The 19,484-nt window shown below is 67.4% G+C and carries 22 protein-coding genes and 1 pseudogene; 14 read left to right on the top strand and 9 right to left on the bottom strand.

All coding sequences use genetic code 11. The features are described from left to right. Positions 1 to 246: pseudogene (locus A5681_RS25760) on the top strand (mammalian cell entry protein); the annotation flags it as partial. Further along, on the top strand, positions 246 to 737 hold the full coding sequence (locus tag A5681_RS25765; protein WP_067282794.1) for a mammalian cell entry protein: 492 nt from the start codon (positions 246 to 248) through the stop codon (positions 735 to 737). The pseudogene A5681_RS25760 and the gene A5681_RS25765, both read left to right, overlap by 1 nt. Positions 738 to 746: 9 nt before the next feature. On the opposite strand, the gene A5681_RS25770 is transcribed toward A5681_RS25765, so the two are convergent. The 3 genes from A5681_RS25770 to A5681_RS27320 form a co-directional block, all read right to left on the bottom strand. Beyond that, positions 747 to 1,325 carry a hypothetical protein gene (locus A5681_RS25770; RefSeq protein WP_067282798.1) on the bottom strand — a complete coding sequence of 193 codons (579 nt, stop codon included), beginning with the start codon at positions 1,323 to 1,325 and terminating at the stop codon, positions 747 to 749. A gap of 85 nt (positions 1,326 to 1,410) precedes the next feature. Continuing rightward, positions 1,411 to 2,877 carry an alpha,alpha-trehalose-phosphate synthase (UDP-forming) gene (locus A5681_RS25775; RefSeq protein ID WP_067282801.1) on the bottom strand — a complete coding sequence of 489 codons (1,467 nt, stop codon included), beginning with the start codon at positions 2,875 to 2,877 and terminating at the stop codon, positions 1,411 to 1,413. Then, complete coding sequence (locus A5681_RS27320; RefSeq protein ID WP_007166428.1) at positions 2,878 to 3,042, bottom strand: hypothetical protein; 165 nt, start codon at positions 3,040 to 3,042, stop codon at positions 2,878 to 2,880. It abuts the gene before it with no gap. A 144-nt stretch (positions 3,043 to 3,186) separates the two neighbouring features. Here A5681_RS27320 and A5681_RS25780 point away from each other — a divergent pair, with 144 nt between their 5' ends. Then, positions 3,187 to 4,110 (top strand): enoyl-CoA hydratase, encoded by a 924-nt coding sequence (locus A5681_RS25780; RefSeq protein ID WP_067282805.1) that lies wholly within the window; start codon positions 3,187 to 3,189, stop codon positions 4,108 to 4,110. 146 nt (positions 4,111 to 4,256) lie between these two features. Continuing rightward, entirely contained in the window at positions 4,257 to 5,087 is an 831-nt protein-coding gene (locus tag A5681_RS25785) for an SDR family oxidoreductase (protein ID WP_067282810.1), read from the top strand. Here the strand turns inward: A5681_RS25785 and A5681_RS25790 are convergent. After that, complete coding sequence (locus tag A5681_RS25790; protein ID WP_067282814.1) at positions 5,070 to 5,963, bottom strand: NAD(P)-dependent oxidoreductase; 894 nt, start codon at positions 5,961 to 5,963, stop codon at positions 5,070 to 5,072. The two genes, A5681_RS25785 and A5681_RS25790, sit on opposite strands and share 18 nt — an antisense overlap. A 55-nt stretch (positions 5,964 to 6,018) precedes the next feature. On the opposite strand from A5681_RS25790, the gene A5681_RS25795 reads away from it, so the two are divergent. Continuing rightward, positions 6,019 to 6,810 (top strand): SDR family NAD(P)-dependent oxidoreductase, encoded by a 792-nt coding sequence (locus A5681_RS25795; RefSeq protein ID WP_067282817.1) that lies wholly within the window; start codon positions 6,019 to 6,021, stop codon positions 6,808 to 6,810. Between the two features lie 149 nt (positions 6,811 to 6,959). Here the strand turns inward: A5681_RS25795 and A5681_RS25800 are convergent, their stop codons facing one another. Both A5681_RS25800 and A5681_RS25805 read right to left on the bottom strand, forming a co-directional pair. Beyond that, a complete protein-coding gene (locus A5681_RS25800; protein WP_067282819.1) occupies positions 6,960 to 8,516 on the bottom strand; it encodes an LCP family protein in 1,557 nt (518 codons plus the stop codon). A 278-nt stretch (positions 8,517 to 8,794) separates the two neighbouring features. Then, a complete protein-coding gene (locus tag A5681_RS25805) occupies positions 8,795 to 9,049 on the bottom strand; it encodes a hypothetical protein (RefSeq protein ID WP_156738166.1) in 255 nt (84 codons plus the stop codon). Between the two features lie 81 nt (positions 9,050 to 9,130). Between A5681_RS25805 and A5681_RS25810 the strand changes: the two genes are divergently transcribed. Next, on the top strand, positions 9,131 to 10,279 hold the full coding sequence (locus A5681_RS25810; protein ID WP_067282824.1) for a TDT family transporter: 1,149 nt from the start codon (positions 9,131 to 9,133) through the stop codon (positions 10,277 to 10,279). 252 nt (positions 10,280 to 10,531) lie between these two features. Further along, positions 10,532 to 10,711 carry a hypothetical protein gene (locus tag A5681_RS25815; protein WP_067282828.1) on the top strand — a complete coding sequence of 60 codons (180 nt, stop codon included), beginning with the start codon at positions 10,532 to 10,534 and terminating at the stop codon, positions 10,709 to 10,711. Here the strand turns inward: A5681_RS25815 and A5681_RS25820 are convergent, their stop codons facing one another. Continuing rightward, positions 10,712 to 12,196: an amidase gene (locus A5681_RS25820; RefSeq protein WP_067282832.1), complete on the bottom strand. Its 1,485-nt coding sequence runs from the start codon at positions 12,194 to 12,196 to the stop codon at positions 10,712 to 10,714. 62 nt (positions 12,197 to 12,258) lie between these two features. Between A5681_RS25820 and A5681_RS25825 the strand changes: the two genes are divergently transcribed. The 5 genes from A5681_RS25825 to A5681_RS25845 all read left to right on the top strand — a co-directional run bounded on the left by A5681_RS25825 (position 12,259) and on the right by A5681_RS25845 (position 15,911). Next, complete coding sequence (locus tag A5681_RS25825) at positions 12,259 to 13,125, top strand: alpha/beta fold hydrolase (protein WP_197498730.1); 867 nt, start codon at positions 12,259 to 12,261, stop codon at positions 13,123 to 13,125. Between the two features lie 153 nt (positions 13,126 to 13,278). Next, a complete protein-coding gene (locus tag A5681_RS25830; RefSeq protein WP_067282835.1) occupies positions 13,279 to 13,926 on the top strand; it encodes a trypsin in 648 nt (215 codons plus the stop codon). Positions 13,927 to 14,090: 164 nt separating this feature from the next. Then, positions 14,091 to 14,558: a lipoprotein LpqH gene (locus A5681_RS25835; RefSeq protein WP_067282839.1), complete on the top strand. Its 468-nt coding sequence runs from the start codon at positions 14,091 to 14,093 to the stop codon at positions 14,556 to 14,558. 40 nt (positions 14,559 to 14,598) lie between these two features. After that, positions 14,599 to 15,594, top strand: coding sequence for an MAP_0585 family protein (locus tag A5681_RS25840; RefSeq protein ID WP_067282843.1), 996 nt, complete (start codon positions 14,599 to 14,601; stop codon positions 15,592 to 15,594). A 77-nt stretch (positions 15,595 to 15,671) separates the two neighbouring features. Next, complete coding sequence (locus A5681_RS25845) at positions 15,672 to 15,911, top strand: hypothetical protein (RefSeq protein WP_067282847.1); 240 nt, start codon at positions 15,672 to 15,674, stop codon at positions 15,909 to 15,911. Positions 15,912 to 15,921: 10 nt separating this feature from the next. On the opposite strand, the gene A5681_RS25850 is transcribed toward A5681_RS25845, so the two are convergent. Continuing rightward, a complete protein-coding gene (locus A5681_RS25850; RefSeq protein ID WP_067282863.1) occupies positions 15,922 to 16,815 on the bottom strand; it encodes a transglycosylase SLT domain-containing protein in 894 nt (297 codons plus the stop codon). A 284-nt stretch (positions 16,816 to 17,099) separates the two neighbouring features. Between A5681_RS25850 and A5681_RS27325 the strand changes: the two genes are divergently transcribed. Continuing rightward, complete coding sequence (locus A5681_RS27325; protein WP_156738165.1) at positions 17,100 to 17,330, top strand: hypothetical protein; 231 nt, start codon at positions 17,100 to 17,102, stop codon at positions 17,328 to 17,330. A gap of 502 nt (positions 17,331 to 17,832) precedes the next feature. Here A5681_RS27325 and A5681_RS25855 read toward each other — a convergent pair. Next, positions 17,833 to 18,036 carry a cold-shock protein gene (locus tag A5681_RS25855; RefSeq protein WP_067282851.1) on the bottom strand — a complete coding sequence of 68 codons (204 nt, stop codon included), beginning with the start codon at positions 18,034 to 18,036 and terminating at the stop codon, positions 17,833 to 17,835. A gap of 263 nt (positions 18,037 to 18,299) precedes the next feature. Between A5681_RS25855 and A5681_RS25860 the strand changes: the two genes are divergently transcribed. After that, positions 18,300 to 19,082 (top strand): DUF732 domain-containing protein, encoded by a 783-nt coding sequence (locus A5681_RS25860; RefSeq protein WP_067282854.1) that lies wholly within the window; start codon positions 18,300 to 18,302, stop codon positions 19,080 to 19,082. Positions 19,083 to 19,484: the final 402 nt, after the last annotated feature.

Below are 19,484 nucleotides of genomic sequence, written 5' to 3' on the forward strand. Positions count from 1 at the left end.
AACCTCAAGGCGATCTTCCGTTCGACCAACGCGACGTCGGAAGCCGTCATCAACGGCGCCGCCCTGGAGGGCATCGACAACGTCACCGACAACGCCTCCGTGCTGGTGTCGGTGCGGGTCACGGTTGCCGACATCGACGGCGTGAACAAGCCCTCGATGCCCTACCGGTTGCGAGTCATCGTGCACGAGGACGAGCAGGGCAAGATGACGGGTTACGACATCAAATATCCCAACGGGGGCAATTGATGCGGTGGCGGCGCTGGCCGCTCGTCATCGCGGGCTACCTGTTGATCGTGGTGTTCGTCGGGTTGTCGGCGGCGGCCGGTTGGTTCTACTGGGGGCGGGTGCAGACGCGCGGTGAGGAGGCGGCGCGCGCGGTGTTACCGGGGTTGGCGACCAAGGAAATTCCGGAGGTCTTCGCCTACGACTATCAGACGGTTGAGCGCAGCCTCAGCGATGCGTATCCGTTGCTGACCCCCGACTATCGTCAGGAATTCCGGAAAAGCGCCAACGCGCAGATCATTCCGGAGGCCAAGAAGCGTGAGGTGGTCGTCCAGGCCAGCGTCGTGGGCGTGGGAGTCATGTCCGCCAAACGCGAATCGGCGTCGCTGATGGTCTACATGAACCGCACGGTCACCGACAAAACACGCCAGCCGCTCTACGACGGCAGCCGGTTGCGGGTGGACTTCAAAAAGATCGGCAAGCAATGGCTGATCGCCTACATCACGCCGATCTAGCGCCTCGGCCTAGTAGCACATCGCAATCCCGTTGCAGTACAACGGATAACGCTCGACGGGGCTGGGCGGCGGGCCGGTCAAGGCCAATGAGAACGGCTGCTTTTTCATCGCCGGTTCCATCCCGCAAACGGCGCCGTGCAGCGTGGTGTGGGTGCCGCTCATCGTTTCATCGCTGAAGGCCCACGTCTCGGTGGAGGGCGCGGTGCCGCCCCCCGGGCAGGAGACGCCGTTGGCCTTATCCACCTTGAACGTCCACAGCATGCTCGACATGCGCGCCCGGCCGCTGAAATTCTGCAGCTTGTCCGCGGCGCTGATCTGCTCGTCGGTGAAACTCACGATGTTCAGGGCGCAGTTCATTGCGAACACGACCGGGTCGGAATAGTCGTTCATGTTCCGGGTACCGGAAGGTTGATCGCAGAGTGCCGTAACGGTCCAGGTGACCCCGGAGACGCCCGCCTCGTTGTAGCTGTAATTGCCGTCCGCGGGTGGTCCCAGCGCCTTGGCCGGTTCACCCGATTCCAGCGCGATTCCGATGGCGACTGCCGAGAAGATGCCGGCGCCGGCGGCCAGTCCGCGACGGAGCTTCACGATGCCCTCCCTTCCGGACCCTTCCCCTGCACCGATCCATCGAGTATCACAGCGTTTGCGCCGCAACACCATGGGTTTGCGCCGCTCACTCGGCGTTCCGCGGCTCCGCCAACGCGTCGAGGAAAGACCGCGCCCAGCGGTCGACGTCGTGGGCCAGCACCTGGCGCCGCATCGACCGCATCCGGCGCCTGCCCTCCTCGACGTTCTGGTTGAGCGCCGCTTCGATCGCGTCCTTGACCCCGTCGAGGTCGTGCGGATTGACCAGGTACGCCTGGCGGAGCTCGGCGGCCGCGCCGGTGAACTCGGACAGCACCAGCGCACCGCCGAGGTCGCTGCGGCAGGCGACGTACTCCTTGGCCACCAGGTTCATGCCATCGCGTAGCGGGGTGACCAGCATGACGTCGGCGGCCACGAAGAAGGCGATCAACTCGTTGCGGGGGACCGGACGGTGCAGGTAGTGCACCACCGGATGGCCGACCTCCGCGTACTCGCCGTTGATGTGGCCCACCTGGCGTTCGATGTCGTTGCGCAGGATCTGGTAGCTCTCCACGCGTTCGCGGCTCGGCGTCGCCAGCTGGACCAGCACGGTGTCGTCGCGTTTCGCGCGGCCCTCCGCGAGCAGCTCGGAAAACGCCTTGAGCCGCACATCGATGCCCTTGGTGTAGTCGAGCCGGTCGACCCCGAGCAGCACCTTGCGGGGGTTGCCCAACTCGGCCCGGATCTCCCGGGCGCGGCGCCTGACATCGCGGTCACGGGCGGCCTGGTCGAGCGAACCGGAATCGATGGAGATGGGGAAGGCGCCCACCCGGACGACGCGCGAACCGAGTTCGACCTCACCGAACCGGGAGCGCACGCCGACCGACCCGCGGGAGGTGTTGACGCCGATCAACCGCCGGGACAGAAACAGGAAGTTCTGGGCGCCCCCGGCCAGGTGGAAGCCCACCAGGTCGGCGCCGAGAAGCCCCTCCACGATCTCGGTGCGCCAGGGCAACTGCATGAACAGCTCCACCGGCGGGAAGGGGATGTGCAGGAAGAAGCCGATGGTCAGGTCCGGCCGCAGCTCCCGCAGCATCTTGGGCACCAGTTGCAGCTGGTAGTCCTGCACCCAGACGGTCGCGCCCTGGGCGGCGGCGCGGGAGGTGGCCTCAGCGAATCGCCGGTTGACCTCCACGTAGCGTTCCCACCATTCCCGGTGGTAGATCGGCTTGACGATGACGTCGTGGTAGAGCGGCCACAGCGTGGCGTTCGAGAATCCCTCGTAGTACTGGGCGATGTCGTCGGCGCTGAGCCGAACCGGGCGCAGTTCCAGATCCTCCTGGACGATCGGCTCGTCGTCGAAGTCGGTCTCTTCCTCGGCGACGCCGGCCCAGCCGACCCACGCGCCCCGCCGGCGACGCAGGAGCGGCTCCAGTGCGGTGACCAGGCCGCCGGGGCTGCGCTTCCACGCGCGGCTACCGTCGGGAAGCCGCTCCTGGTCTACCGGCAGCCGGTTGGCGACCACCACGAAGTCGGAATTCCCGAAGGTTGAGTCGTGCCCGTCCCCGGGAGCCATCTACGCGTCGAGTTTTGCGGGCCCAATGCCGAGCATGGACAGGAAGACGCGGCACTCGTCGGCGTCGGTCGCGTACGCCGCGACGACTCGCCTGGCCTGGCTGGCGGTGCTGTCGGCGACCGGTTCGACGTCGCCGATCTCGCCAGGGTCAGATTTCGTAGCCATGACTTAACTGTAGGTGATGGGAGGATGAGCAGGTGGGCGAGGACTTGATGTTCGGATTCGCAGTGCCCACCCAGCGGCGGCGCGCTTACACACTGGCCGTAATGTGTAACGACGTCGAACCTGACAACGAGTGAGGTGGGCCGAATGACACTCTCAGAGCAAGCCGATTCCCAGACGGGCAACTCCGAGCCTGACGAGTTGGTGAGCTACGAAACCCTCGACGAGGGCCGCATCGCGCGAATCTGGCTCAACCGGCCCGACGCACACAACGCGCAAAGCCGCGGCCTGCTGATCCAGCTCGACGAGGCGTTTCTGCGCGCCGAGGCCGACGACACCGTGCGCGTGGTGATCCTGGCGGCGCGGGGTCGCAACTTCTCCGCGGGTCACGACCTCGGCTCCGAGTTGGCGATCGCCGAGCGCAGCCAGCTGCCGAGCTTCCGCATCAACGGTGGGACGCGGGACCCGATCGCGGAGAAGATCTACCTCCAGGAGTGGCACTACTTCTTCCAGAACACCTGCCGCTGGCGCGACCTGCGCAAGATCACCATCGCCCAGGTGCAGGGCAATGCGATCTCCGCGGGGCTGATGCTGATCTGGGCGTGCGACCTGATCGTGGCCGCCGACAATGCCAAGTTCAGCGATGTGGTCGCGGTCCGCTTGGGAATGCCGGGCGTCGAATATTACGCCCACCCTTGGGAATTCGGGCCGCGCAAGGCCAAGGAGCTGCTGTTGACCGGTGATGCGCTGGACGCCGACGAGGCCTACCGGCTCGGCATGGTCTCCAAGGTGTTCCCCGTCGACGAGTTGGCCGACAAGACATTGGAATTCGCCCGGCGGATCGCCGACCGGCCCACGATGGCGGCGCTGCTCGTCAAGGACTCGGTCAACGCCGCCTCCGACGCCATGGGATTCACCGAGGCGCTGCGGCACGCGTTCCACATCCACGAGCTGGGGCACGCCCATTGGGCGGCGCACAACGAGAACCGGTACGCCGTCGGCTTGCCGCCCGACGTCGAGGACTGGCGCAACGCCAAGCCGACGCAGATCGCCCGCCGCGATACGCCATAGCGCGCGGTTGTCGCGCGGAGGCGGGCACGTCGTCCATCGCTCTCGCTCGGGGGCCGCTGTGACCGCTGTGGCGAGCACCCGTCGCCGCGGCGAGTTTTCCGCATGGTTCGATATCTAGAACCTGTTCCAGTTCGAGAGGGCGTCGCGTGCAGCTTTCATTCGAAAACCGGACGTATCTGGTCACCGGCGGTGGCAGCGGGATCGGCAAGGGCGTGGCCGCCGGCCTGGTCGCGTCGGGCGCCTCGGTCATGATCGTCGGCCGCAACCCCGACCGGCTGGCGGGCGCGGTCAGCGAGATCGAAGGGCTTTCAGGCAGCGGTTCCATCCGCTACGAGCCGACCGACGTCACCAACGAGGAGGAGGTGGCCCGCGCGGTGGACGCCGCGACGGCCTGGCACGGTCAACTGCACGGGGCGGTGCATTGCGCGGGCGGCTCGGAGACGATCGGGCCGATCACCCAGATCGACTCGGAGGGCTGGCGACGCACCGTCGACCTCAACGTCAACGGCACCATGTACGTGCTCAAGCACGTCGCGCGCGAGCTGGTCCGCGGTGGCGGTGGTTCGTTCATCGGGATCTCGTCGATCGCGGCCAGCAACACCCACCGCTGGTTCGGCGCCTACGGGGTCAGCAAGTCGGCCGTGGACCACATGATGCAGTTGGCCGCCGACGAGCTCGGCCCGTCCTGGGTGCGGGTCAACAGCATCCGGCCGGGGCTGATTCGCACGGATCTGGTGGCGCCGGTGTTCGCCCTGCCGGAGGTGAGCGAGGACTATCGCGTGTGCACGCCGCTGCCCCGCCCCGGTGAGGTCGAGGACGTCGCCAACCTGGCGATGTTCCTGCTCAGCGACGCCGCCTGCTACATCACCGGGCAGGTCATCAACGTGGACGGCGGGCTGATGCTGCGCCGCGGCCCGGACTATTCGGCCATGCTGGAACCCGCGTTCGGGGCCGACGGGTTACGCGGGGTCGTCTGACAACAGGCCGGCGTCCCGGTCGGCGAGCGTGGCCAGCGCCGACCAGTCCAAGTGCCCGGCGCCCGTCGCCACCAGCGTGAGGAAGCGGTCGCGCAGCAGGCTGGCCACCGGCATTGGCACTTCCAGCTGCTCCGCGGCGGCCAGGGCCAGCCGAACGTCTTTGAGGCCGAGCTGGGCGGCGAAGCCGGCCGGTTCGAACTGCCGCCGCGCGATCAATCCGCCGTAGGTCTGATACGCGGGTGCGGAGAACAACGTCGACGTCAGGATGTCCACGTACTGCTGCCTGTCGACCCCGGCCTTGGCAACCAGCGCGACGGCCTCGCTGAGGCTCTCGATCACCGAAGCGATCAAGAAGTTGCCGCTCAGCTTCACCAGGTTGGCGGTGTGCGGCTCCTCGGACACCACGAAGGTGCGCTGCCCGATCGCGTCGAACAACGGGGTCAACGGCTGCAACACCTGCGGCTCGCCCGCCGCGACCACGAAAAGCTTTGCCGCCGCGGCCGCTTCGGGCCGGCCGAACACCGGCGCCGCGGCGTACCGCTGGCCCGCCTCGCCGTGCGCGGCCGCCAGGCGCTCCGAGAGGGCGACGCTGATGGTGCTCGACGAGACGTGCGTGGCGTCCGGAGCCAGCGACGCGACGATGCCGCCGTCGTCGAAGGCCACGCCCTCGACGGCCCGGTCGTCGGCCAGCATGGTGAAGACGACCTCGCCGCGGCACGCGTCGGCGACGGTGTGCGCCGCGGTCGCGCCGGCCTGCACGAGCGGCTCCGCCTTTTCGGGGGAGCGGTTGTAGACCGTGACGCGGTGGCCCGCCTGCACGAGGTTCGTGGCCATGCCCTGGCCCATCTTTCCCAGGCCGATGAATCCGATGTCCATGCCTCCACTGTGCCCGCTCCTTACGATGATGGGCACGCCTAGTGACGGGAGAGCAATGAAGCGACTCGAGGGCAAACGGGTCCTGGTGACCGGCGCCGCGTCGGGCATCGGGCAGGCGACCGCGTTGCGGCTGCTCGACGAAGGCGCCACCGTCGTGGCCTCCGACGTCGCGGAGGACGGCCTGGACGCCACCCGGGCCCGGGCGGACGAGGCCACCACCGCCGACCGCCTCACCACCCTGCCGATGGATGTGGGCAACGAGGATTCGGTGATCGACGGCGTGTGCTTGGCCGTCGAGACGCTCGGCGGCCTGGATTCATTGGTCAACGCCGCCGGCATCCTGCGCGCGGCGCACACCCATGAGACCACCCTGGATCTGTGGAACCAGATCATCGGTGTGAACCTGACCGGCACGTTTCTCGTTGTCCGGGAAGCGCTTCCGACGCTCCTGGCGAATTCGCGCAGCGCGATCGTCAACTTCAGCTCGACCTCGGCATCGTTTGCCCACCCCTACATGGCGGCATACGCCGCGAGCAAGGGCGGAATCCAGGCCTTCACCCATTCGCTGGCGCTCGAATACGCCCGCGACGGCCTGCGCGCTGTGTGCGTGGCACCGGGCAGCATCAAGTCCGGGATCACCGACGCGACCGGCGGGTACATCCCGAAAGACGCTGACTGGGCGCTCTTTTCGCGGCTGATGCCGATCCTGCCGACCACGGTGGAATCCAGCGGCACCGGGATGGCCGACCCTAGCGTGGTCGCCGGGGTGATCGCCATGCTGGTGTCCGAGGACGGCGCGTTCATCACCGGAACCGAAATCCGCATCGACGGCGGTACCCACGCCTGAGCGAAGCGGCGCCCGGCTTCGCCGCGCTTGCGATCGCCGCTGGCTCGATGGCGGCGACCCGCGGCGCCCGGCTTCGCCGCGCTTGCGATCGCGGCTGGCTCGATGGCGGCGACCCGCGGCGCCCGGCTTCGCCGCGCTTGCGATCGCCGCTAGTTAACGCACGGCACGCCGCCGCCGTCGATCGGCTTGCCCTGATCGGGCGTCGGGTAGGTCGTGGTTGTGCCGTTGTAGTAGTACGGCTTGGCCTTGCTGGACGTCGTGGTGCTCGACGTTTCGTCCGATGTGCCACCGTCCACCGTCGACACCGAGAAGTTGGTATCGACGGTCACCCGGATGTGTCCGGGCTGGACGTTGGGGTCGGGCTGACTGGGCGCGTCGAGGCCGAGCAGCTTGGCCACGTTGCGCGCGTCGGTCTCGGCGCCCGCACCGTAGGCGACCGTGCTCGCGGTCGGTTCGCCCGAATTGCGGTCGCGGGTCTGACCGGTGGTGTAGCCGTGGTTCTGCAGCGCGCGGGACACCTCGGTCGCGAGGCCGCTCATGCTGCCGGCATTGATCACATCGACGACGGTCGACGGGCTCGGCTTGGCGGCCGTGGTCGCGGGCGTCGTGGTGGGGGGCGAGGCGCCGATGGCCGTCGCCACCTCGGCCTTGATCGCGGCCGGGTCGATGATGTTGACGTCCTGGCCGTCGATGTTGTCGTAGCGCACCACCGGCAGCGTCCGGAACTCGACCTTGCCGCTGGACGCCAGCGAGCCGAGCCGCTGGATCATGTCCTCGTCCCACCCGGCCGACAGCACCACGTCCTTGCGCGCCACCGCCATCAGGCTCTTGAGCTTGTCCAGGTTGGTGAAGGTCCCCGCGGCCTGCAACTCCTGCATCACCGAAGAGATGAACGCCTGCTGGCGGTGGGTGCGGTCCAGGTCCCCGTTTTCCAGGCCATGGCGCTGCCGGACGAAGGACAGCGCCTCCGAGGCGTCCAACGTCTGCCGCCCGGCCGGGAAGTCGGCGCCGGAGTAGGAGTCATAGACGGGGTGGTTGAGGCAGACCTCGACCCCGCCGAGCGTCTGGGCCAGGTCGTAGAACCCGGCCAGGTTGACCTCGGCGAAGTAGTCGATGGGAACACCGGTCAGGCTGCGCACCGCGCGCAGCGTCGCCGCTCGGCCGGCTTCACGGCCCTTTGTCTCGAGTTCCTTTTGGCTGATGTTGCCCTGATTGGCGAGCTTGTTGGCGACGTACTGCTTGGTGAGGCCGTACGCCTCCTTGATCTTGATGTGGTTGTAGCCGGGGACCCCGTTGAAGGCCACCCAGTCGTCACGGGGGATCGAGAAGGCGACGACTTTGTTGTCGGCGCTCACATGCACGAGGATCAGCGTGTTGGTGTTGTAGCCGCCGTCGTCGGAATCGCCGGCGTGCAGGTGCTTCAGGATCGACCACGGCAGGTCGTTGCCGTCCTGATCCTTGCGCGAGTCCAGCCCGATCAGCAGGATGTTCATGTCGTCGCCGCTGGACCGCGGGTCGTCGGGCTGCAGGGCGTTTGAAACGGTGATGCCACCGAGCGCGCCGTGGGCCACGTAGTAACCCGCCCCAGTCAACCCGATCGCGGCCACCGAGACCAGCGCGCCCAGGGTGCGCGTCAGCCCCTTGCGGAAGCGGGAGGGCTGACGGACGGCTCGATGGCGGCGATGGGCGCCGCCCGAGCGGGCCATCACAAACCTCTGCCCACACCCAGCGCATCGCCACGTACCGCACCGGCGGTTTGCGGCGATGTCGCTTCAAGCATGGTGTCAAGTATGCGTTAGCTTGCTGTGAAGGCCCCAATCGAGAACGGCCCCAACCCGGGCCCCGGCCGGCGGCCCGGGCGTGAATTTTCCGCACGGATCTTCGCCTGACCAGCATTTTCCGGTCAGAGCGTCGCGCGGTGGTCTCGACTAGGTCACACCGCCCACGAGACCGACTCGAAGTCGTTACCGAGCCGGTACGACGGTTAGCGGGCCTTGACGAGGTCGTCGCCGGATTCGTAGAAGATGGTGATGTTCGTGCCGGTCAGGATCTCGGCGAAGTACACGCCCAGCGGTTCCACCTCGTAGTAATAGTGGATGTTGCCTTGGGCGTCCACCGCCGTCGCGCACGAGAGGCCCGGCGCCCCGCATCGTTGTTTGATGGGTGCGGCCAGCAGGGCCAGCACCACCAGCACGGCAATCCCTACCCTCACCGGGACTCGGTTGAAGCCTTGCGCCATCGTGGGTGCCGGATGCATCACCGTTGGAGTCTAAGCGGCATACCTTCCCGTTTCGGTCACGCGCAGTAGGGTTTCTCAGCTATGGCCACTGCAAACCCGGGCGGCGCGACATCGCCGCAGACCCGGGTCGACGTACTGGGCAACATCGGACCCAACTGGTTCGCCTCGGTGATGGGCACCGGCATTGTGGCCGTCGCCGGTGCCACCCTGCCGGTCCACGTGGCCGGGTTGCGCGCATTCGCCCAAGTGGTCTGGGTGATCGCGGCGGTCCTGCTCGTGGCGCTGATCGTCCTGGTGGGTGGTCACTGGCTGCGTCACCCCACCGTGGCGCGCACCCACGCGCGCAACCCGCAGATGGCGCACTTCTACGGCGCGGCGCCCATGGCCCTGATGACGGTCGGCGGGGGAGCGGTGCTCGTCGGAAGGGACCTGATCGGTGAGCGCATCGCCGTCGACCTCGACTGGGTGCTCTGGACGGGCGGCACGCTGGGCGGGCTGTTCACCGCGGTGAGCATTCCGTACCTGATGTTCACCCAGCACAACGTCGAACCCGACGCGGCTTTCGGCGGCTGGCTGATGCCCGTGGTCCCGCCCATGGTGACCGCGGCCACGGGTGCGCTGCTGCTGCCACACATGACGGCGGGCACCGGGCGCGAGACCATGCTCTTCGGCTGCTACGCGATGTTCGGGCTGTCGTTGCTGGCTTCCCTGAACATCATCGCGATGATCTGGGCACGCCTGACGTTGTACGGAACCTCGGGCTCTGCGCGCGTGCCCACGCTGTGGATTGTGTTGGGCCCGCTCGGGCAGTCCATCACGGCCGCAGGTCTTCTGGGAACCAACGCCGGGCTGGCCGTGGATCGTGAACTGGCGGAGGACCTCAACGCCTTCGCGATCCTCTACGGAGTTCCGGTGTGGGGCTTCGCGATGTTGTGGATCGCGCTGGCCACCGCGCTGACCGTTCGCACACTGCGGCGCGGGATGCCGTTCGCGCTGACGTGGTGGAGCCTGACCTTTCCGGTCGGAACCTTCGTCACGGGCACCTCCCAGCTCGCCGGGCACACCCATCTGCCCGCGTTCCGGGTGGCCGCGGCCATCGCGTATGCCGGGCTGCTGTTCACCTGGCTGCTGGTGGCTGTGCGCACCACGCGGGGGAGTCTGCACGGCAACCTGCTCAAATTGCCGCCCAGCACCGTGCCGGTCAAAGCCAGCAAGGAACCTGTGTCCTGAGCCGAGGGTCGTAGGCGTTTCGACCCCCCGGGTCGGCGGGTAGGCCTTGATGAGCCGATCGGAGGCCTCAATGTGGGAGACCAGCGAGCCACCGGAGCGTGGCACTCCCGATGTAACGCCTGAGCGGCTCACGCCGACCGAAACACCGGAACGGCTCAAACCGGCCGAGCCGCCGGAACGTTTGACGCCGTCGGAACCGCCCGAGCGTCCGGGGGCGGCGACACCAAGCTTTACCAGGAGCGGAGGTTAAGGATGCGCGCTGAGGAAGGCGACGAAACCGTCAAGGACTACGCCGCGGAGGGGAAACAGACTCTCGGCAGGATCAAGGCTTCCCAACGGTCGGGCAACCGGATTGGCGACGTCGCCAAGCGGTTCGCCCGGCTGTGGCGAGGCGATCGCGGACCGGAAGGCGAGCCCGGAACATCGGGCTAGTCACGCGGGCGCCGGATGGCGGTGAGCCCACGGGCTTGCTTCTTCGAGTTGGGCCGCCACCCGGAGAAGATCGCCGTCCGCACCGAGCCGTCCTACCAGCTGCACGCCGAGGGGAAGTCCGCCGTCGGTCCAGTGCAGCGGCACACTGATCGCGGGTCGCCCGGTGATGTTGGCCAGCTGCGTGTAGGGCACCCAGCCCAAGTTTTCCTGAATCAGTTGATCGAGGATCCCGCTGCGCGCCATGACTTTTCCCGCGCGCAGCGTGCTGGCCGCGCGGGCAACCCATTGCAGGGGCCGCGGCGTCGCCGTGGCGCCGATCTTCAGCGGCGGCGCGGCCAAGGTGGGCGTCAGCAGGCAATCGAAGCTCTCGTGGAACGTGGCGAGGGATCGGATGTGGTCGTTTCTGTTTTCCAGTGCGAAGATGGGTGCTAAAACTCCTGTGGCCCTGGCTAATTCACTCACAGCCAAGGTGTCGGCCTCAAAATCGTGGTCGCGGGCGCCGGTGCGTTGCCTGGCGTCCGCGACGTGGTGGTAGAGCTGTGCGAACCAGATGGTGAGAAAGTCGCGGGCCAGGGCGGCGTCGTCGTACGGGGGCGCCACCTCCTCGACCCGATGCCCTAGATCGCCGAGGAGGCTCGCCGCCCGTTCCACCGCCGCGACGGATTCCCGATCAGGTTCCGGGTTGATCGCCGAGGCCCAGGAGTAGCCGATCCGCAGCGGCTCAGGATGACGCTTGATGTGGTCGGCGAAAGTGCCTCGCGGAAGGGCGACTTCGTACGCTGCATGCGCATCACGCCCGACGATCGCGTCGCACAGTGCGGCGCTGTCACGCACGGTGCGCGAGACGACGCCCTGGGTCACCATCCCGAACATCGGCTCGCCCGTTTGTGGGCCGTAGGGCGACAGCCCCCGGCTCAGCTTGAGGCCGACGAGCCCATTGCAGGCGGCGGGGATGCGGATCGATCCGCCTCCGTCGTTGGCCCCCGCGGCCGGAACGATCCCCGCCGCGACCGCCGCCCCGGACCCGCCCGACGAGCCGCCGGGAGTGTGGCCGGTGTTCCACGGGTTCCGCGCCGGGCCCCAATAATCGGACTCCGTCACGCCCTTGGCGCCGAACTCGGGGGTGTTGGTCATCGCGAAAATCACCAGTCCCGCGTCCAGGAACCGCTGAGTGACCAATGCGTGCCGGTCGGCCACGTCGTTGGCCAGCGACCGGGAACCGCTCGAGGTCGGAAAACCGCGGTACTCCTGCGCGAGATCCTTGATCACGAACGGGACGCCCGCGAACGGCCCGCTCAGGTCCGCATCCGCGGCCCGCCTGTCCGCCACGTCGCCCAGCGGGCGGACGATCGCGTTCAACCGCGGATTGACCGCGTCGGCTCGTTGCCGCGCCAGCGCCAAAAGCTCGGGCGCCGTGACCTGGTTGGCCGCGACCAGTTCGGCCAATGCGGTCGCGTCCAGCGACATGTACTCGTCGAGCTTCATCGTTTTCTCCTCTGGACGCCCCGCTGAATCGTATGGGAGCGGCTTAGTATCACCTGATGCCAATGGCAGTCGAACCGTTTTCGATCCAGGGGCCCGGTGGCGTCCGCATCGTCGCGGACCGGCTGGGAGATCCCGACGCGCGGGCCGTGGTGTTCCTGCACGGCGGCGGACAGACCCGCCGCTCGTGGGGCAAGGCCGCCGCCGCCGTCGCCCAGCGTGGGTGGCAAGCCGTCACTGTCGACCTGCGCGGCCACGGCGAATCCGATTGGTCCGATGAGGGCGACTACCGCGTCGTCAGCTTCGCCGGCGACGTCCAAGAGGTGCTGAGCACACTGCCGCCGCAGCCGGTATTGGTCGGCGCCTCGTTGGGCGGGTTCACCTCGATGCTGCTGGCGGGCGAGCTCGCGCCGGGCATCGCCAGCGCGGTCGTTTTGGTCGACATCGTTCCAAACATGGACCAGTCCGGAGCCAACCGGATACATGCCTTCATGTCGGAACGGGTGGAATCCGGCTTCGCTTCGCTCGACGAGGTCGCCGACGCGATCGCCGAGTACAACCCGCACCGGCCCAGGCCGACCGACTTGGACGGGCTCACCACGAACCTCCGCCGCCGTGGCGATCGCTGGTATTGGCATTGGGATCCCCAGTTCATCAGCGGGACCGCCGCTTTTCCGCCGTTCGAGGTCACCGACCCCGATCGGATGCACGCGGCGGTGGACGCGATACTGCGCGGCGGCGTGCCGATGCTGTTGATTCGGGGCCAGATGAGTGACCTTGTCAGCCAGGAACGCGCCGACGAATTTCTGGAGCGCTTCCCGCAGGTCGAGTTCACCGATGTGCGCGGCGCAGGACACATGGTCGCCGGCGATCGCAACGACGTCTTCGCCGACGCCGTGCTGGGCTTTCTTGCCCGGCATGTCAGCGACTGACGGTCGGTGGCTGAACGAAAACTGTTGCCCGACTGAATTTTTGTCGTGCGCGTAATACGGTGCGGCGCGGTCGTCGGCCCGCGGCGGACCGGCCAGGGGGCCGAAACCCGCTGCCGCTGTTAACATGCTGCCCGACACTTCAAGAGAGGCGGCGTGGCCATGCGGTGGTTGCGAGGGTTGGGCTTGGTGGGTGCTGTGGTCGTCGTTGCGACGACGGTGGCGAACCCGGCCCGAGCGGACGGCGGCGTGACGCCGGGCATCAAGGTGGAAGATGAAAATAGCTCGTGCACAGCAGGTTTCGCGGCGCAGGGCAATGACGGCAGTTACTACCTGATGACCAGCGGCCACTGTGACGCCCATGATGGTTCGCTGTGGACGTACGGGGGTGACGTTCCGCTGGGGAAGATCACCGCCAGCGAGAAGGAGGGCGACACCAGGGACGCCGCGATCATCCTGCTCGACCCGAGCGTGGGTGCGCCGTCGGGAGATGTCGGCGGCAGGTATGTGGTTCGGGATGTGCTGAGCCAGCAGCAAATTCGTGAGGGTATGCCCTTCTGCAAACTTGGCGCGGTTACCGGTGAAACCTGTGGTTCCGTCAAACATGTAGAGGACGGGGTGGTAACCGCCAGCGTGTTCAGTCTCAACGGCGACAGCGGAAGCCCCGGTTTCGTCAAGAACCCTGACGGCACCGTAAGTGCGGTAGGCCTGCTGATGTCGTCACCGGATGGTGACGACTACACGACCGACTTCGCGCTGATCGATCCACTGCTGGGCAAGTGGGGAATACACGTTCTTCCTTGAGAGAAGCGTCGCCGAGAGAAGCCGCGGCCGTGCACGCGTAACACGGCGTTTACCGCTGTTGGGTACCGGGTATTCGGCGTCCCGCGGCATCGGTGAGGGCTCGCTACGTGAACGAAGCCAATGAGTTGTGCAGTGCGACACCAGCGACACGAAGGAGAGCGTTAGTGAAGCGTGGGATTGTCGTCGGCGTGGCGAGCGTGGCCGTGGTGGCCGCAGCATGCGCCGGCTGTTCGAGCAACAAGTCAAGCACCGGATCGTCGGGCTCGTCGGCACCCGCGGCGTCCGGTCCGCAGGTCATCGTCGACGGTCAGGCACAAAACGTCAGCGGCCAGGTCACCTGCACCCCGTCGGGAGACAACACCAACATCGGCATCGGCGACCCGACGGCCGGGGTCGGCGCCGTAATCAGCAACGCGAACCCGCCCATCGTCCACTCGGTCGGGCTCGGCAGCGTCAACGGCATCACGCTCGGCTTCTCCGACGCGGCTCCCAACCAAGGCGGTAACGCGGGGGCCGCGGTGAACGGAAAGACGTACGCCATCAAGGGCACCGCGACCGGACTCGACATGAGCAACCCGCAACAACCCCAGCAGGTGACCAAGCCATTCGAATTGGACGTGACATGCCCGTAGTGCAGCCGATCGACACCGAAGAGGGGACGCAGCTATGTCTATGAAACGTGTCGTCAGTGCGGCGGCGGTCGCGGCGGGGTTGAGCCTCTCCACGGTCACTTTGAACGCGGGCTCGGCCTTTGCGGCACCGCTCGACCCGGCGCCGCCCTGCCCCGGTTGCCACGGCGGTGGCGGCGGGGGAAACCCGGGCGGTGGCGGGGGCAACCCCGGTGGCCCCGGCGGTCAGCAGGGCGGTGGCCCCGGCGGTCAGCAGGGTGGTCCCGGTGGTCAGCAGAGCGGACCTGGCGGAGCGCCGGGCGGGCAGAACAATCCGCCGCCGGGTGGACACGGACAGAATCCGCCGCAGGGCGGCCAGAACAACCCGCCGCAGGGTGGGCAGAACAACCCGCCCCAGGGTGGGCAGAACTCGCCTGCCCCCAATGAGCACGGGCAGAATCCGCCGCAGGGCGGCCAGAACAACCCGCCGCAGGGCGGCCAGAATTCGCCGGCCCCCAACGAACACTGGCAGAACCCGCAGCAGGGCGGCCCGGGCAACCAGCCGGGCAACCAAAACCAGAACGGCCCCGGCGGGCAACCCAACGCGCCCGCGAACGAGCACAATCAGCCGCCGCAGGGCAGGCAGGCCCTCAACCCGCCGAGCACCCAGCCCCCGCACCAGCCCTACGTTCCACGCGGGACGTACGTGAGCGGCAACGCCCAAGTAGGCGGACCCGGCGATGCGCGGGCGGGCTTCAGCATCGTCGACCACGGGGCACCGCCCCCGCCGCCCCCGCGGGGCCACGGTTGGAACGACGGTCCGGCGCCCGGCCACCCGCCGCCGCACTGGGTCGGCGCGCCCCCGCCGGGAGGCTGGGACGGTCCGCCGCCTCCGGGTGGCTGGAACCGGCCGTGGTCCGGGCCCCAGCGTGACGTCGCCGTCGCGCAGGTCGATTTCGGGCCTTTCCAATACGACAGCTACACCGCCATCCCCGTCTTCAACTGGCAGTTCGGCGGTTGGGGCTTCTGGTACATGGGAGTCTGGGTTCCGCTCTACTGACGGTCCGACGGGCGCGCCGGCCCACCGGGCGCGCCCGTCGGCGGGCGGCGATCCGGAGCGCATGGCAGGCTCCGTGAATGGATGTGCGAGAGAACGTCCGCCGCGCGATCGACGTGATGACGGCCTGGACGTCGGACAGCGGCAACGAATTCGCTTGGAACCGCCTCGTCGAGAACGTCATTGACGAGCCCGACGGCGAAATCATGCTGCTGATGGGCTTCGTCAACCTCGCGGGCGAGCTGGGGATCAAGTTGGAGAAGGCCACCGGGCAAGACGTGCGGTCGCACCTGCAGGACATCGCGCTGAAGTACCTCTGATCGACGCGGGTTACTGCGGGTGCGTCGCCAGATAGTCCTCGACCGGGATCGGGGACGGCGCCTCGTATCCGATCGGTAGCAGCACATCGCCGGCGGTGGTGACGTAATAGACGTCCCACCGATAGTAGGTGGGGAAGGCGGCGGGATCGTTCGCGATCAGCGTGGCGTATTGGTCGACCGCCCGGACGTATTCGTGGGCGTGGTTGTAGCCGTAGATCGCGCGGTCGGGGTCGTTGGCGAATCCGTTGGCGGCCAGGAAGCGGCCAGCCGCCGTGATGCTGTCGCGCGGGGAGTGGACATCACCGCCCTGGCCGTAGGCGGCGAATGTCGACGGCAAGAACTGCATGGGTCCCTGCGCGCCCGCGGTGCTCACGCCGTTGATGCTGCCGAAGCGGGTCTCGACCAGGTTGATCGCGGCCAGGTAGTTCCAGCCGACCCCCGTCTCCGCTTCCGCTGCGTGGTAATCGCTCATCAGTTCGTCGGCGGGAACGGGCGGCTCGATCCGCCAGGCGGGCAGCGTGCCCTTCGCGGGCGTCATCGCCTGGAGCTCGCGGCGGGCGTCGAGGTTGCGGTCGTAGACGTCGATAAGCTCCGCCGGGATGCGCGGACGCGTGACCGAGTCCCACTCTGGGTGTCGCCCGATGGCGCGGTAGGCGGCCTGTTCGCGGTGCGCCGCGGCCACCAATGCCGGCTCCGGCGTCGACGGGTCCCGCAGCGCGCGCTCGTCGGCGACGAGATTGTCGGCCAGCTGAGCCGGGTCCGATGCCAATTGGGGTTGCGCGCCAAGTGGTGGGTTCGGGGCTGCCGCAACGGTTCTCGAAGCAACGGGCACCGCGGCCGCCGTGGTCGCTGAAGTGGCGATCGGCTTCGCGGTTGACACCGAGCAGCCGACGAGTGCAAACATCACCGCGCCCAGCAGCGGCGCAGCGACAACCCGGTCGGAGTTCACGGTGAATCACTTTCGTCGATTGCCCTGAACAGTCTTCCGCATCAGACCGCGCGACATCAATGCGGCGGCCGAACAGTTCGGCGCCGCACCGCCGGGCAATCTGCCCAAGTTGCGACCGGCGGCCATCCATCTCACACTTGAGTATCGGCTTCCCAGCAGAGTGGAATAGTTAAATGCCCGCCGCCCCGCCTGAATCAGTCGCGAGACGAACCGAAATCGGCCGGGCTTCGGGACGGGCAGTGCCGAAGTTTGTCCAACGCCTCATGCGTCCGGCGATGATCGCGGCAATCATGACGGCGCTGGTCGCCGCGCCCGATTCGCCGCCGCAGCTGCCGCCGGGGTGTTCCATCGGCTGGACGATGGTCGGGGGAACGTTGATCTACGTGCCCGACTGCTCGCATCGGTCACCGGCTCCACCGCCCCCGCCGGAAGGGCCCCCGCCCAGTCCCGTTCCGCCTCCGCCCGAGTAGGTGTCGGGCCGATCGACGACCGAAGCGGCTGCGCCAGAACGAGACTGACGCGTCAGCCGTTCCCGCTCAGGGTGATCAGGATGGCGTCGTGGAGGCCGAATCCTTCTTCGGACCGTCGGAGAAAGTCGGAAGTTGCACGGGCTCCGAATCGCCGGCGGGGTGTGACACGACCTCGGGCTCGTAGCGATGCGAAAACAGATCGGACGATGTCATAACTCGGGTCCTCTTGGGTTGGCTTCGGCCCGACATGGTGTGTCGAGCGAAGAGGGATCGATTCGTGGATGCGCTCGTCTGCACAAAATGGCTATGGGGCAGTGCGAAACTGCTGACACCAATCTACACGCCCTCGCTCGCCGCGCCCCTTGATGCTCTTCCCGACGCGGGCCTGCGCGCCGTACGTCCGCACCCGACGCCCTCGCAACTGCCGGGCAGGCAGGGCCCCCTTAACGCGCTGTGGGCTGGCGGGAAAGCACCCACCAGCCCACTTCGAGTAGGACTCGCGCTAAACGGCGGTTACTCCGACCGCCTGCGGACCCTTGGTCCCCTGCTCGATATTGAACTCAACCCTCTGGTTCTCCTCGAGGGATCGGTAGCCGGTCCCCTGGATCTCCGAGTAGTGGACGAACACATCTGCTGCGCCGCCGTCCGGAGCGATAAAGCCGAAGCCCTTTTCGCTGTTAAACCATTTCACAGTTCCCTGTGTCATACCTTCAACTTCTCTCATTTTCGAACGGATGCCGACGGGCATCCCCGGGCAGCGTAGCATGCCCGGCAACTCAAATATGTAATACGATGCGGCAGAACGGTTTTCATGCCCGGATCCAGCGCTGGCGGGCGAAAGCTGCGAGGGGACGTGACTAGCCCATATCGGCCGACGTTCGAGGGTGTTGACGGCGGCCTCGCCGGTGTTCGGCTTGTCGCCCGTTACCGGGACTTGTGCCATGGTCGTGACGCTCTCAGACTGTTGATATGCGCGACCGCGAGACGATCGATTCGGAATTGCGGCGCATCGCCCTGGGGCGCCGATCGGTCGGCGAACGCGGAGGTCAGCCGTCGTCCCGGGAGATCGACGAACTGCTCGACGAACTCCTGGCGCACACCGCGGGGACACCTCGCCCCAATGCGGCAGACATGCGTGCGGGCGGGACTGGCGCCGACCCCCGGGGAGCCCGCAAGTTGGGCACCAGCCTTCGTTCACCCGGCGGCGTGCGGCGCCGATTGGGTCTCCTCGCGGCGCTGCCGCTCTCTCTGGCAGCCATGGCCGCCGCGGTGGTGGTGATGTTCACGGTCCACCAACGGGATTCATCGGCACAGCCGACCGAAACCCCGCCGACGGCGTCCGCGCCGCCCAGTCGGATGGCGCCGACGGCATCCGCTCCGCGGATCGAGATTGCCGACATGGCGTTGATCGCCGCGTTGAAGCAGGAAGGCGTACCGTTCCCCAGCCAGGAATACGTGATGACCCAGGGGCACGCGGTGTGTGACTTCCTGGCGCGCCAGCCCAATTTCGCCGACGCCGTGGCGTTCCTGCAGCGGTCGTCGATATGGGACGCCAACCAGAGCGCGCAAGTCACCGCCGGTGCCATCGTCGCGTACTGCCCCAAATCTCAACCGGCGACGCCGGATGAGATGCAGCCGGCCTATCAGAGCGTTCTCTCCGATCTGCAGGCGATCGAAGGAAAGTTGCAGGGCATTCAAGGGGATATGCAAGGCATCCAGGGAGATCTGGAAGGCGTCCCGGGCCACCCCTAACCGGGTCGTGACGTTCGCCGGGGACAGGCACGCCTGCGGCGGATCAGGACCGACCGCCGTGCGGCGCGAGGGCGTGAGTCGGCGACCAAAAAGGGTCCATCGGCCCCTTCCGCAGCAACGCGGTGGGGCCTACGATTTGCCTGCACGGAGATTTGTGATGCTCAGCATGGCTAATCGTTTGGCACTCAGTGGCCCGGCCGCTTTCGCGCTGGCTGTCATCGTGACGGCATTGTCGCCGCCAGCGAGCAACGCTGCCGAATGCGGCGTAGGTACCGTCTACGACCCACCGTCCGATAGCTGTGTGGTTCTCGCGCAGGCACCCCAACCCGCGGCGCGAGCTCAAGGAGCGCTGCCATGCCGTCTCGTAGCTGCGCCGCCGTGGACACGCTTTGCGGGTCGACG

This window comes from Mycobacterium scrofulaceum, assembly GCF_001667885.1.
GTDB classification, from domain to species: Bacteria; Actinomycetota; Actinomycetes; order Mycobacteriales; family Mycobacteriaceae; genus Mycobacterium; species Mycobacterium scrofulaceum_C.